Below are 13,795 nucleotides of genomic sequence, written 5' to 3'. Positions count from 1 at the left end.
ATGTTATTGAGCAGTTTATTGAACACGTTTTGGCAACTGAGTAGCGAATTGCCGGTGCAACTTTTTGGTGTTTTTCCGTTCTACTTTGCTAGTTTCAGTGATTTTTTAGCGATGGCCAGTAACGGCATTAGTTACAGTTTTTTTGTTTGGTTATCTTTCGGCTTAACGTATTTGTTGTTGATGGGCTTGCTGTGGTGGAGTTATTTCCAGCAACGTCAATTTAAGCAGCACCTCGCCGCAAAAATGGCCAGAGAGCAACGAATCAAGCAGTATCAGGAGCAGCAAAGCTAATGCAACCAAGACGAAAGAAACGCCTGTTATCCATGTTGTTGGTAATCAGTTTGATTGCTGGTGCCGTGGGGGCGATGCTATTTGCCTTACAGCAAAACATTAACTTGTTCTATACCCCAGGTCAGCTTATTCAGGGCCTTGGTGAAGGGAAAATTAAACCCGATGTTGGCCAACGGCTGCGTTTAGGTGGCATGGTGGTGCCCGGCACAGTGCAACGTGACGCTGAAAGTTTAAAAGTGCGTTTTGATTTAACCGACGATTCAGGTGAAATCGCCACGGTTGAGTTTGAAGGCATTTTGCCGGACTTATTTCGTGAAGGCCAAGGTATCGTTGCGCAAGGTGAGTTGCGCAGTGCCACTGTGTTAGCCGCTACCGAAGTGCTAGCCAAACACGATGAAGAATATATGCCTCCAGAGGTGGCCGAAGCGCTAAAAGGCATTCGCCATGTGCCTCCCAGCCAACAGCCCGCGGCTAGCAACGCGAATTACGGAGGCTAATCGATGATTGCAGAATACGGTCAGCTGGCGCTGACCTTTGCCTTTGCGCTGTCATTATTATTGGCTTTAGTGCCTTTAGCGGGCAGCTTTACCGCCAATGAACGTGCCTTATTATTAGCCAAACCCTTATCAGTGGGTATGTTTGTATTTACTTTACTAGCGTTTATGGCGCTAGCCTGGTCTTTTTATCACGATGATTTTACCGTAATTAATGTGGCCACCAACTCCAGTTCTATTTTACCGTGGTACTACAAACTCACCGCAGTATGGGGCTCACACGAAGGCTCGATGTTGTTATGGGTTATGATGTTAGCCGGCTGGACTGCCTTAGTGGCGCAATATTCCAAAGCATTGCCCTTACTAATGCAAGGGCGAATTTTAGGCATTATGGGGCTGATTAACATCGGTTTTATTGCTTTTTCTTTATTTATGTCAAATCCGTTTGAACGCAGCTTACCGTTTTACCCCGTGCAAGGCAGTGACTTAAACCCATTACTGCAAGACTTCGGCATGATTATCCATCCGCCGTTGTTGTATCTGGGTTATGTCGGTTTTGCGGTGTCGTTTGCCTTTGCGATAGCCGCTTTAATTGGCGGTAAATTTGACAGTACTTGGGCGCGCTGGGCCAGACCTTGGACTTTAGCGGCCTGGATGTTCCTGACCTTGGGCATTATGCTGGGTAGTTGGTGGGCCTATAACGAGCTAGGTTGGGGCGGCTGGTGGTTTTGGGATCCGGTAGAAAATGCGTCGTTAATGCCTTGGTTGGTGGGTACGGCTTTAATCCATAGCTTAGCGGTCACCGAGAAGCGCGGCACCTTTAAATCCTGGACGGTATTATTGGCGCTCGGTGCCTTTTCTCTGAGTTTATTAGGTGCCTTTTTAGTGCGCTCTGGTGTGTTGGTATCGGTTCACTCGTTTGCATCGGATCCTGATCGCGGTATTTTCTTATTGATTTTCCTGCTAATCGTTATCGGTGGCTCATTGTTACTTTACGCCAGCCGCATGAACTCGGTGCGCAGTCAGGCGCGTTATCAGCTTTTTTCGCGCGAAGTGATGCTGTGGAGCAACAACGTGTTCTTACTAACCGCTACCTTAGTAGTATTGTTAGGTACCTTATTTCCATTGGTACACAAAGAGTTAGGCTTAGGCTCTATTTCGATAGGTGAGCCGTTCTTTAATCAGATGTTTTATTACCTGACCATCCCTTTTGCCCTGTTACTAGGCTTAGGGCCTTGGGTACGCTGGAAGCAACAAAAAGCCGCGCCACTGCTCAAGCCCATGTCGTTACTGGCCATCGCTACGCTGATTGTCGCTTTGGGTACCTTAAGTTTACTGCAAAGTGTCGTCGCAAACTTGGCGTTGTTAGGCTTATTGTTAGGTGCTTGGGTAGGCTTATCGGCGCTTAGCGAAATTTATCAGCGATTAGATCAGTTCGGTTCAGTAAAAGCCGGTTTAAGTAAATTGCAGGCGTCGCATTATGGTATGACGATGGCGCATATCGGTTTTGCCGTGCTGGTAATTGGTGTGGCGATGACCAAAACCTACAGTGTCGAACGTGATGTGCGCATGGCCATCGGTGATAAGGTGGTGTTAGCCGATTATGAATTTGAGCTACAAGACGTTTATAAACTAAACGGCCCTAATTACGGTGGGGAAGCGGCAGAAATCGACGTAAGAAGAATAGACGGCAGCTATGTTACCCATCTGCATGCTGAAAAGCGCGAATACAATATTCAACGGATGATGATGACCGAAGCCGCGGTGCATGCGCGCTTAAGCCGTGATCTGTATGTGTCATTAGGTGAAGCCTTACCGGGCGATGCGTGGGCTATCCGTGTGTATGTAAAACCTTTTGTCAGATGGATTTGGCTAGGCGGCTTGTTAATGTCGTTAGGTGCGTTAATCGCTTTGCTTGATAAGCGCTATCGTCGACAAGTGCCAGTGCGGGAGACGGCGGATGCGTAAGGCGTTATTTTATATTCCTTTAGCGTTATTTTTAGGCTTGTCGCTGTTTTTACTCAGTGGATTGTTTTCTGATCCGCGTGAGCGTGACTCGGCTATTATCGACCGGCCGCTGCCGAGTTTCTCGTTACCTGATTTACAGGATCCGAATAAAACTTGGACACCGGACGCACTAAAAGGCGAAACTTTTTTACTGAATGTGTGGGGAGTTTGGTGCCCAACCTGTAATGCCGAGCTCAGTTACATGACGCAGCTGCGCAATGAGCAGGGCATTCGGATCATCGGCCTTTACTACGTGTTACCTGAAGATCCGATGTTTGGCCAAGTCTTCGATTTGCCAACCTTACAGCAAGAGGTTGCCACTAAGCTGCAACAAAATGGCGATCCCTACCAATTTAACATTCTTGATCAACAGCGGCGTTTATCGCTGGATCTTGGGGTCAGTGGCGCGCCTGAGCACTTTATCGTGGATGCCAACGGCATTGTAAGGGCGCATCATATTGGTGATATTAATCCGCAAGTTTGGCGCAGCAAACTCGCGCCGATTTACCAGCAATGGGCGGCCAAACCATGAAGCCATTTTTTACCTTTCTTTGCAGCATCCTTCTGACCTTAGGCTTAAGCAGTGCTGCCAGTGCAGCAGAGAGCCAAGAGTTATTGTCTTTTGAAAGTGAGCAGCAACGGCAACTTTATTTAAAGCTGACGGCTGAACTGCGTTGTCCGCAATGCCAAAATCAAAATATCGCCGACTCGAATGCCGTGGTGGCCGTAGATATGCGTGATAAAACCTACGAGTTGGTGCAACAAGGCTTAAGCCGGCAGCAAGTGTTAGATTTTATGATCGATCGTTACGGTGACTTTGTGCACTATCAGCCGCCGGTCAATCGCTACACCATTTGGTTGTGGCTAGCCCCGGTGCTGGTGTTGTTATCATTGTTGCTGTTTCAACTTAAACGCCAAGCTGGTCAGACCGCACTCCGGTACAGGTCAGAGCAGTTGTCAGATAACGCTGCTACCGACTCTGCCGAAAAAGCAAAGTTAAACCAGCAGCTTGAGCAAATTATCGACAGTTATCGGAGTAAAAAATCATGATGTGGCAACTTGCCGCCGGTGCACTCGCCATGTTGGTGTTAAGTACCCTTTTTATTATTTGGCCGCGCAAAGCCGATGCAAAGAATAATCAAACTCCGGCGCAACTATTTGAAGAGCGCCTGCAATTATTGGCGTTAGCACGCGATGCCGGTGAATTGGCTGAGCAAGATTTTGATACCGCCGCCAATGAGTTAAAGCAGCAGTTTTTAGAACAAGAACAGCAAGCCATTCGTTATAAGCAACCCAAACAGCAGCGAGTATTACACCTCAGTTTAGTACTGGTGACGGCGTTAATTGTGGCGGTGGTGTATAGTCAAAATGGCCATTACCGGCAATTATCCGATTGGGAGCATGCCCAGCAAAACTTAGCCAGCTATGGTCAACGCGCATTACTAGGCGAGGGTGAGCCCTTAAACGAGCAAGATATGCAGCTGTTTTCTTTGGCACTACGCACCAAACTGGCCAACGAAGGTGATGATGCGGTAGCTTGGATGTTATTAGGTCGGGTTTGGATGACCTTGGGGATGCTAGAAGAAGCGATTGAGTCTTTTGAGCGCGCTTTAAAGCTAATGCCAGAGCGCACCCCGTTGTTAATTAGCTACAGCCAAGCCTTGATTATGCTGGGCGGTGATATGAACTTAGCCAAAGCCGGCCAAAGTGTTGCGCGAGTGTTAATGCAAGAGCCTGAAAATATTGATGCGATTTCATTAATGGCGTTAATTGCTTATGAGCGTGGCGATAATGCCGAAGCGATAGCCGCTTGGCAATTATTGGCATCGCGCTTAGCACCTGATGATCCACGTTTAGAGGTAGTGAATGCACGTTTAGCCGAATTAAATGCCCCTGCAACGGTCGGCACTGCCGAGCAAAACGCAGCCTTTGTTCGTGAAGTAAAGGTTCAGGTTAGTGTTGGCGCAGAGTTAGCCGCCGCTCATCCTGGTGCTTCATTGTTCGTGTTTGCTCGTGCGGCAGAAGGCCCGGCTATTCCATTAGCTGCGAAGCGTTTGCCATTAGTTGCCGGTGTAACCGAGATCAGCTTATCGGCAGCCGATGCGATGCAAGCAGGCTGGAATATCGAGCAAACTAATCTTATTCAAATTGTTGCCCGTATGGCTGTTTCAGGAACAGTTGAGCGCTCTGCGCAAGATGTAGAAGTGGTGTCAGCGGTGCTAAGTTTTGAGCAACCGGTAGTATCCGTACAATTAACTTTGGAACAGTAATATGTCTTTATTCTTTTTTCGAGCCCTAATGATAGGCGGTGTGCTCAGCTTAACGGCCTGTGCTAGCGCACCAAGCGAGCAGCAAGCTGCAACAGCGAATAACACTCAGCCCGCCTATGTTGATGTACGAGATCCCCTAGAGCGTATTAACCGCCCGCTTTGGGATTTTAATTACGATGTGTTAGACGCCTATTTACTTAGACCGCTAACCGTAGGCTACATCACGGTAGTGCCAAAACCGGCACGTAAAGGGTTAAGTAATGTAGTCAATAACTTAGGTGAGCCAGCTAGCTTCGTCAACAGCGTATTGCAAGCCAAACCGAAGAAAGCAGCCGTAAGCGTTGGCCGTTTTGTGTTAAACAGCACCACCGGTTTTTTTGGCTTATTTGATGTAGCAACCAGTATTGGTTTGACCAATGCTGAAGAAGATTTCAGCCAAACCATGGCGGTATGGGGGATTGGCGATGGTCCGTTTTTAATGATCCCTGCGCGTGGGCCTACCACGGTAAGAGATACTGCTGGCTCATTGGTTGATAATTTGTACTTCCCTTTAAGCTTATTAAATACGCCGTTAACCATTTCACGTGCCGTAATTGGTGCATTAGACGGTCGCGAGCAGTTAATGCAAGTCGAAAATATGTTAAACGACTCACTGGATCCCTACTCGTTTGTAAAAGAAAGTTATTATCAGCGTCAGATCTTTAAAATTTACGATGGTAATCCACCACAGCCTGAAGAAACGCTAGACGATGATATGTTAGATTTTCTTGAAGAAATCGAATAATACGCCAAAGCACTGAGGTCATACCACACTCCGGTACAGGTCACACCTCTGACCGCACTCCGGTACAGGTCACACCTCTGACCGCACTCCGGTACTGGTTTGTCCAGTTATGGGTGCAAAAGGCCTAATGACGGCGTGCGAAATGAAAAGGAAAGCGACATGATTAAAGTATTAAGTGTGTTTGGCACACGCCCTGAAGCCATCAAAATGGCACCATTGGTCAATCAATTAAAACAAGATGCGGCCTTTGATAGCCGCGTTTGTGTTACCGGACAGCACCGTGAAATGCTGGATCAGGTACTACAGCTATTCAGTATCGAACCTGAATACGACTTAGCCATCATGAAAGCCGGGCAGGATCTCTATGACGTTACTACCAGTATTTTGCTTAACATCAAACCGGTACTGCGCGAGTTTCAACCCGATATCGTGTTAGTACACGGTGATACCAGCACTACTTTTGCTGCGGCCTTAGCCTGCTATTATGAAAAAATTGCGGTAGGTCATGTCGAAGCCGGCCTTCGTACCGGCAATATTTATAGCCCTTGGCCTGAAGAAGCCAATCGTAAGTTAACGGGCGCTTTAACCCGCTTGCACTTTGCGCCGACGCAAACCTCTGCGGATAACTTATTAGCGGAAAACCTGGCTGCCGCTAACATCGTTATTACGGGGAATACGGTGATTGACGCGCTACTGCAAGTTGTCGACAAAATTGATAAAAGCCCAGAATTAAGCGCCAGTTTTGCTGAGCAGTTTCCTTTTGTAAAAGACGATCGCCGAATGATATTGGTAACAGGCCATCGCCGTGAAAGTTTTGGCGGTGGTTTTGAGCAAATTTGTGCTGCGCTAGCGGATATTGCTAAGCAATACCCGGATTGCGATATTGTCTACCCAGTACATTTAAACCCCAATGTGCGCGAGCCGGTTTATCGTTTACTGAGTGATGTATCGAACGTGCATTTAATTGCGCCACAAGATTATCTGCCATTTGTGTATCTGATGAGCAGAAGTTACTTAGTACTGACTGATTCCGGTGGTATTCAAGAAGAAGCGCCGTCACTTGGCAAACCGGTTTTAGTGATGCGTGACACGACCGAGCGGCCAGAGGCGGTTGATGCGGGTACGGTGAAATTAGTAGGTACAGATAGAGCGAAAATTGTGGCTGAAGTCACTCGCTTACTCAGTGACAAACCTTACTACGACAGCATGAGCTTCGCCCATAACCCTTATGGTGATGGCAAAGCCTGTGCACGGATTATCGCCACCCTAAAAACCTTCCGCTAGATATTCCTCAGACCACACTCAGACACCACTCTGACCTCCGACCACACTCCGGTACTGGTTGGAGCTCTTACCGGTGTCTGAGTGCGGTCGGACCAGTTGTTGGAAATAAGATATTCCAAAACAAGATAATTCGGTTTTGATTTGTTCTGGTAAGCTATAAACACTTACTTAGACGCAGGCGGAGTTATCATGGCAGCAAGTAGCCAAAGCCATTTAAAAGCCCTCGAAAACGAATCGATTCAAATTTTCCGTGAAGTGGTAGCCGAGTTTGATAATCCGGTGATGCTTTATTCGGTAGGTAAAGACTCGTCGGTGTTATTGCATCTGGCACGTAAAGCGTTTTACCCCGGCAAAATCCCTTTTCCACTGTTACATGTGGATACCACGTGGAAATTTAAAGAGATGATTGCGTTTCGTGATCAAATTGCTGTCGATCTGGGCTTAAATTTATTGGTACATCAAAACCCAGACGGCTTGGCCATGAATATCAGCCCTTTTGAGCATGGCAGCAGCAAGCATACCGATATCATGAAAACCCAAGGTTTAAAGCAAGCCTTAGATAAATACAAATTTGATGCTGCCTTTGGTGGTGCAAGGCGTGATGAAGAAAAATCTCGTGCGAAAGAACGTGTTTACTCGTTTCGCGACAAGCATCATCGCTGGGACCCTAAAAATCAGCGGCCAGAGCTGTGGAATATTTTTAATGGCCGAGTCGATAAAGGCGAAAGCATTCGCGTCTTCCCATTATCAAACTGGACCGAGCTAGATATTTGGCAATACATCTATCTTGAGAATATCCAAATCCCAGATTTGTATTTCTCTAAACCGCGCCCTGTGGTGGAACGCGATGGCACCCTAATTATGGTTGATGATGAGCGCATGCCATTACAACCCGGCGAAACACCTAGCATGAAAAGTGTACGGTTTCGCACCTTGGGCTGTTATCCGTTAACGGGTGCTGTTGAATCCTCAGCGGCAACCTTACCTGAAATCATTCAAGAAATGTTGTTAACCAAAACCTCAGAGCGGCAAGGTCGGGTGATTGACCACGACAGCACCGGTTCGATGGAAAAGAAAAAAATGGAAGGGTACTTCTAATGAGCCATATCTCAGAATTGATAGAGCAGGATATTCTGGCCTACTTAAAGCAGCACGAAAACAAGCAATTACTGCGCTTTATTACGTGTGGCAGTGTGGATGATGGTAAAAGTACCCTGATTGGCCGCTTGTTGCATGACAGCAAAATGATCTTTGAAGATCAGCTTGCGGCTATTACTGAAGACAGCAAAAAAGTGGGTACTCAAGGTGAGCGTGTCGATTTAGCCTTACTGGTCGATGGATTACAATCTGAACGGGAGCAGGGCATTACCATTGATGTAGCTTACCGTTATTTCTCAACCGAGAAACGGAAATTTATCATTGCCGATACGCCAGGCCACGAGCAATACACGCGTAATATGGCCACTGGTGCGTCGACCTGTGATTTAGCGATAATCCTGGTGGATGCGCGTAAAGGTGTGCAAACCCAAACGCGGCGACACAGCTACATATGTTCTTTGCTGGGTATCAAGCACGTGATTGTCGCGATTAATAAAATGGACTTAGTCGATTACTCTCAAGCCCGTTACAAGGCCATTCAAGAAGAGTATCTGGCTTTGGCAGGGGCTTTGGACATTCCTGATATCCGCTTCGTGCCTATTTCGGCCTTAGAGGGCGATAATGTGGTGCATCCCAGTGAAAAACTGAGCTGGTTTCGTGGCTCAACCTTGATGCAGTATCTTGAAAACATTGAATTAACGCTTGCTGAAAATGACGATTTCCGATTCCCTGTGCAGTTAGTCAGCCGCCCTAATGCTGATTTCCGTGGTTTTCAAGGCACGATTGCTTCAGGCAGTATTGCTGTAGGCGATACCGTGCGGGTTTTACCGGCGGGTACTGTGTCTACCATCAAAAGCATCGTGACCTTTGATGGTGACTTGCAAAGTGCCAACGCAGGGCAAGCCGTAACGCTTACTTTGAATGATGAAATTGATGTTAGCCGCGGCAGTATGTTGGTAAAAAAAGACGCGCTGCCGCATGTCTCATCGCGGATGCGAGCCAAGTTAATTTGGTTGCATGACACGCCACTAAAAACCGACAGGCAGTATTACTTTAAATTCAGCTGTAAAACCACGACAGGTGAGATCAGTAAACTGCATCATCGCATCGATGTGAATACCTTGGCAGAGAAATCAGCTGAAGTGTTAGCGATGAATGAAATTGGCTTGGTTGATGTTAATTTAACTGAAACTATGGCGTTTGATGTCTATCGTAAAAACAAGCTTACCGGCGCTTTTATTATTATTGACCGTTTCACAAATTTAACGGTAGGAGCGGGTATGATTGATGCGCCCCTAGTTGCGACTGTTGCTGAAGAGGAAGAAATTAAAGGCCTCAGCGATTTTGAATATGAATTGATTATGCTTGTACGCAAACATTTTCCCCATTTAATGTCTCGGCAGTAATAAATGAACCTTGAAGCGAATGTGCTGATAGGGTTGTTGGTGATGTTGCTGATGGCGTTATTACGCTTTCAGCAGCATGCAGCCGCAGTATTTGGTGCCATGTTACTTGGCTTGTTAGCTTTGGGTTTTATTGAGACGGCCGATGTATTAAAAAATGCGGCCAACTCGGGTTTAGCCACGTTAGTGTTGCTGGTTTTAATTTCTTACTCGTTAGAGAAAACCAGTATCTTACGACGTATATCGCGCTTTCTATTTACCCGCTCTGTGTCGGGTTCGGTGTTTCGCACCGTCAGTTTTGCCGCTTTAGCCTCCTCAGTATTAAATAATACCGCCGTTGTGGCAGCGATGCTTAACACCGTGCGTAGCAATAAAACGGTGTCGCCAGCAAAGTTGTTGATCCCGCTTTCTTATGCCGCGATCTTCGGCGGAACTTTAACCTTAATAGGTACTTCGACCAACTTAATCGTGCATTCAATGTTAACTGAAAAAGGCCATCCGGGTTTTGGTTTTTTTGACTTTACCCTAATAGGTTTAGGCGTCACGCTAGCCTGCGGTGGGGTCGTTATTTTTATGAGTCGATTTTTACCGAATGACACCATTGCAGCTGAAAACCATAGCGCTTACCTGTTAGAAGCTGAATTGATGGCCGACTCGCCATTGGTAGGGCTTACGGTGGAAGAAGCCGGTTTGCGCCATCTTGATGCGTTATTTTTAACTGAAATCGTTAGAGGTAAGCAATTAATCCGGCCCGTAGCGCGTTATGACGTATTGTGTGCCGGCGATAAATTACTCTTTAGTGGCAACGTACATAAAGTCAACGTGCTTAAGCAATTTGTGGGTTTACGGTTATTTGCTGATGATAACGGTTTAACGACACAAGTATTAACCGAGGTGATGATCAAGGAAGAGTCGGTATTAATCGGTAAAACATTAAAAAGTACAGGGTTTCGTGCCCGGTTCGATGCTGCAGTCGTGGCTGTGCGCCGTGAGGGTGAACAAGTCAGCGGTAAGTTGGGCGATATAGCATTAAAAGCCGGTGATGTAATGTTATTGGCAACTGGGCCAGATTTTAGCAGCAGGCATAACCTGAGTAAAAACTTCTATATTTTGTCGGATATTGATACCGAAGATATGCTCAGTGGCCACCGTGAAAAACTGACGTGGTGGGGCTTTGCGCTGATGATTGGCGTGAGTGTATTCACCAGTATTAGCTTATTACAAGCAGCGATGTTCTTTCTGGCCGTGTTATTGTTTGCTAAGTGTTTAACCGTTAACGAAATCAAACGTCGCTTCCCAATAGAAATTTGGTTAGTGGTAACCAGTGCGCTTTGTATTGCCACGGCAATGAATACCACCGGCTTATCGAACGTGATAAGTCAATTTGCAAGCACAGGTTTAAGTGGCCAAGCGCCGTTTTTTACCTTAATGGGCATTTTCTTATTAACTTATTTGTTAACAGAAATGATTACCAACAATGCCGCCGCGGCATTAATGTTTCCTATCGCCTACAGCTTGGCACAGGGGATGGGCGTTGATCCTATACCCATGGTGATGGGGGTGGCATTTGCCGCGTCAGCCAGCTTTATCACGCCTTATGGTTATCAAACCAACTTGATGGTATTTAATGCAAGCAATTACCGCCTCAAACATTTTTTCCTGATGGGAGCGCCCGTTGCTTTTACTTACATCGTGGTTAGTTTACTACTGATCCCCCGCGTTTTTCCCTTTTAACCCAACCTTCCAGCACCAACACTGATCAGACCATACTCCGGTACTGGTCTGACCGCACTCTGAGACAGGTCCTACCACACTCCGGTACTGGTCCGACCGCACTCTGAGACAGGTCTTACCATACTCCGGTACTGGTAAGACCGCACTCTGAGGCAGGTCCTACCACACTCTGGCACTGGTACGAGGTCTGATCGGTGAAATTTTTATTTGCAGCTTTTAATTTTGTTTACTATTTTAAAATTTGTTTAACAAAAGGTTGATAGAAATGTCTAGGAGGCTGCGTATGTTTATCGATAACATGCCCTATCATATTGTGCATAGGGGACATAATCGGACGAATTGCTTTAAGTTTGAAGCGGTAAAAGGCATGTTCTTTTCTATGTTATGCAATAAGTTAGATGAGTGTGGCATTAAACTGCACGCTTTTGTGTTGATGTCGAATCATTATCATCTTCTTGTTACACCGCAAAGTGGTAAAGAAGTACCGCACTTTATGCAATGCTTGGGTCGGCATTTTGCGGGTTACTACAATGCACTAAACGACAGAACCGGCACGGTATGGGATGGTAAATACTTTGCGAGTTTGGTCGAAAACGATTACTACGTTTTGGCATGTTATCGCTATATCGAACTTAACCCGGTTAGGGCAGGCATTGTTAGAACGCCGGATCAGTATCATTGGTCAAGCTATCATAGCAATGCCGGCGGTTTAAACTCGCAAATCATTGTGCCACATCCTAGCTATGAGGCATTAGGCGATAACAAATTTACCCGGCTACGTGCTTATCGTGAACTGTTTAACGCCGACATCGACAAAGCAGAGTTGCAGGCTATCCGTCAGTCGCTTAGTAAAAACTTGCCGTGTCAGTCTTTAATTGCAAATAGCAAACAAGTTCAGCCTGAGGCTATGTCAATCTCGGTTTGAATTTAAGCAGGCTTGATTAGCTATGTTGCTTATTTCTGATGATGATTTAACATAGGGTAATATAATTATTGATCAAGGATCGAGTATGTTATTACCCATCATCATGGCTGGTGGCACAGGCAGTCGTTTATGGCCACTATCCAGAGAGTTAATGCCAAAGCAATTTTTGACATTGAGCGGTGACAAAACCATGTTGCAAGCCACTGTTGAACGCTTACAGGGGTTACAAATTGAAGCGCCATTGGTTATTTGTAATGAAGAGCATCGCTTTATTGCCGCTGAGCAATTAAGACAAATTAATCAGTTAAAAAGCAATATATTACTAGAGCCTGCAGGTCGAAATACCGCACCTGCAGTGGCGCTTGCTGCACTGTATGCTGTTAAGCAAAACCTTGATCCAACCTTGTTAATCTTAGCTGCCGATCACATTATTTCTGACACTGGGGCTTTTCATGATGCCATTGGTATAGCTAGCGAGCTGGCGAGTCAGAATAAATTGGTGACCTTTGGCATAGTGCCAAACTCAGCCGAAACCGGTTATGGCTATATTCGCCGTGGTAAGGCGTCTACCATTTCTAGCGCTACGTTTGATGTGGCCCAGTTTGTCGAAAAACCGTCGCGCGACATTGCCGAGCAATATCTACAAAGCGGCGAATACTACTGGAATAGCGGAATGTTTATGTTCAAAGCCAGTGTGTATTTAGCCGAGCTTAAAAAGTACCGCCCTGACATTCTTGCGGCTTGCGAACAAGCTATTGCACACATTGATACTGACTTAGACTTTATCCGTTTAGCGGCTGAACCTTTTATGAATTGCCCGGCAGACTCTATTGATTATGCGGTAATGGAGAAAACAGCCGATGCGGTAGTTGTGCCGTTAGATGCGGGATGGAGCGATGTTGGCTCCTGGTCATCTTTATGGGATATCAGTAAGAAAGATAATCAGCAAAATGTTCTGCATGGTGAGGTTTTTCAGCATAACTGTGAAGGCAATTATGTGTTTTCCGAGACGGGTATCATTGCCACGGTAGGATTAAAGGATACCGTTATTATTCAAACGAAAGATGCCATTTTGGTGGCAGCAAAAGATCAGGTGCAAGATGTGAAAAACATCGTGCAGCAATTGAAAAATGAAGGGCGTACAGAGCATCATATTCACCGTGAAGTGTATCGGCCATGGGGTAAGTACGACAGTATTGATACAGGCGGGCGCTATCAGGTTAAACGCATCACGGTAAAACCCGGTGAAAAATTGTCAATTCAAATGCACCATCACCGCGCTGAGCACTGGATTGTTGTGCAAGGTACTGCCAATGTCACAGTGAATGAAAACAAACAATTACTGACAGAGAATCAGTCAGTTTACATACCGATTGGTGCTGTACACTCACTGGAAAACCCTGGGAAAATTCCACTTGAGTTGATTGAAGTGCAGTCAGGCCCTTATCTAGGTGAAGATGATATTGTTCGTTTCTCTGATCGTTATGGTCGTTCTTAGTGGGGGC

The 13,795-nt window shown here is 46.2% G+C and carries 13 protein-coding genes; all 13 read left to right on the top strand.

The annotated features are described in order from the left end of the window. Positions 1–291, top strand: coding sequence for a heme exporter protein CcmD (gene ccmD, locus ACUJFL_RS12500; protein WP_306178198.1), 291 nt, complete (start codon positions 1–3; stop codon positions 289–291). Then, on the top strand, positions 291–788 hold the full coding sequence (ccmE, locus tag ACUJFL_RS12495; RefSeq protein WP_226750187.1) for a cytochrome c maturation protein CcmE: 498 nt from the start codon (positions 291–293) through the stop codon (positions 786–788). The genes ccmD and ccmE overlap by 1 nt, the downstream gene beginning before the upstream one ends. A gap of 3 nt (positions 789–791) precedes the next feature. Continuing rightward, positions 792–2,753 (top strand): heme lyase CcmF/NrfE family subunit, encoded by a 1,962-nt coding sequence (locus tag ACUJFL_RS12490; protein WP_445425041.1) that lies wholly within the window; start codon positions 792–794, stop codon positions 2,751–2,753. Beyond that, the gene (locus ACUJFL_RS12485; RefSeq protein ID WP_306178200.1) at positions 2,746–3,324 is read left to right on the top strand and encodes a redoxin family protein; all 579 of its coding nucleotides are present in this window, start codon (positions 2,746–2,748) and stop codon (positions 3,322–3,324) included. The genes ACUJFL_RS12490 and ACUJFL_RS12485 overlap by 8 nt, the downstream gene beginning before the upstream one ends. Then, positions 3,321–3,842, top strand: a complete 522-nt coding sequence (locus ACUJFL_RS12480) for a cytochrome c-type biogenesis protein (RefSeq protein ID WP_445427675.1) — start codon at positions 3,321–3,323, stop codon at positions 3,840–3,842. The genes ACUJFL_RS12485 and ACUJFL_RS12480 overlap by 4 nt, the downstream gene beginning before the upstream one ends. Continuing rightward, the gene (gene ccmI, locus ACUJFL_RS12475; protein WP_445427674.1) at positions 3,839–5,062 is read left to right on the top strand and encodes a c-type cytochrome biogenesis protein CcmI; all 1,224 of its coding nucleotides are present in this window, start codon (positions 3,839–3,841) and stop codon (positions 5,060–5,062) included. The genes ACUJFL_RS12480 and ccmI overlap by 4 nt, the downstream gene beginning before the upstream one ends. A 1-nt stretch (position 5,063) precedes the next feature. After that, entirely contained in the window at positions 5,064–5,846 is a 783-nt protein-coding gene (locus ACUJFL_RS12470; RefSeq protein WP_445427673.1) for an MlaA family lipoprotein, read from the top strand. Between the two features lie 159 nt (positions 5,847–6,005). Then, positions 6,006–7,130, top strand: coding sequence for a non-hydrolyzing UDP-N-acetylglucosamine 2-epimerase (wecB, locus tag ACUJFL_RS12465; RefSeq protein WP_445425038.1), 1,125 nt, complete (start codon positions 6,006–6,008; stop codon positions 7,128–7,130). A 189-nt stretch (positions 7,131–7,319) separates the two neighbouring features. Next, positions 7,320–8,228, top strand: coding sequence for a sulfate adenylyltransferase subunit CysD (gene cysD, locus ACUJFL_RS12460; protein WP_226750180.1), 909 nt, complete (start codon positions 7,320–7,322; stop codon positions 8,226–8,228). Next, complete coding sequence (gene cysN / locus ACUJFL_RS12455) at positions 8,228–9,634, top strand: sulfate adenylyltransferase subunit CysN (RefSeq protein WP_445427672.1); 1,407 nt, start codon at positions 8,228–8,230, stop codon at positions 9,632–9,634. Before cysD ends, cysN begins: the two co-directional genes overlap by 1 nt. A gap of 3 nt (positions 9,635–9,637) precedes the next feature. Beyond that, on the top strand, positions 9,638–11,365 hold the full coding sequence (locus ACUJFL_RS12450; RefSeq protein ID WP_445427671.1) for an SLC13 family permease: 1,728 nt from the start codon (positions 9,638–9,640) through the stop codon (positions 11,363–11,365). 283 nt (positions 11,366–11,648) lie between these two features. Beyond that, positions 11,649–12,290 (top strand): transposase, encoded by a 642-nt coding sequence (locus tag ACUJFL_RS12445; RefSeq protein ID WP_445427670.1) that lies wholly within the window; start codon positions 11,649–11,651, stop codon positions 12,288–12,290. 85 nt (positions 12,291–12,375) lie between these two features. Then, on the top strand, positions 12,376–13,788 hold the full coding sequence (locus ACUJFL_RS12440) for a mannose-1-phosphate guanylyltransferase/mannose-6-phosphate isomerase (protein ID WP_445425034.1): 1,413 nt from the start codon (positions 12,376–12,378) through the stop codon (positions 13,786–13,788). Positions 13,789–13,795: the final 7 nt, after the last annotated feature.

The sequence above is a fragment of the Alishewanella sp. HL-SH05 genome (assembly GCF_052655985.1).
Note: the sequence above shows the minus strand (reverse complement) of the source record. Positions and strands in the feature narration are given on the sequence as shown.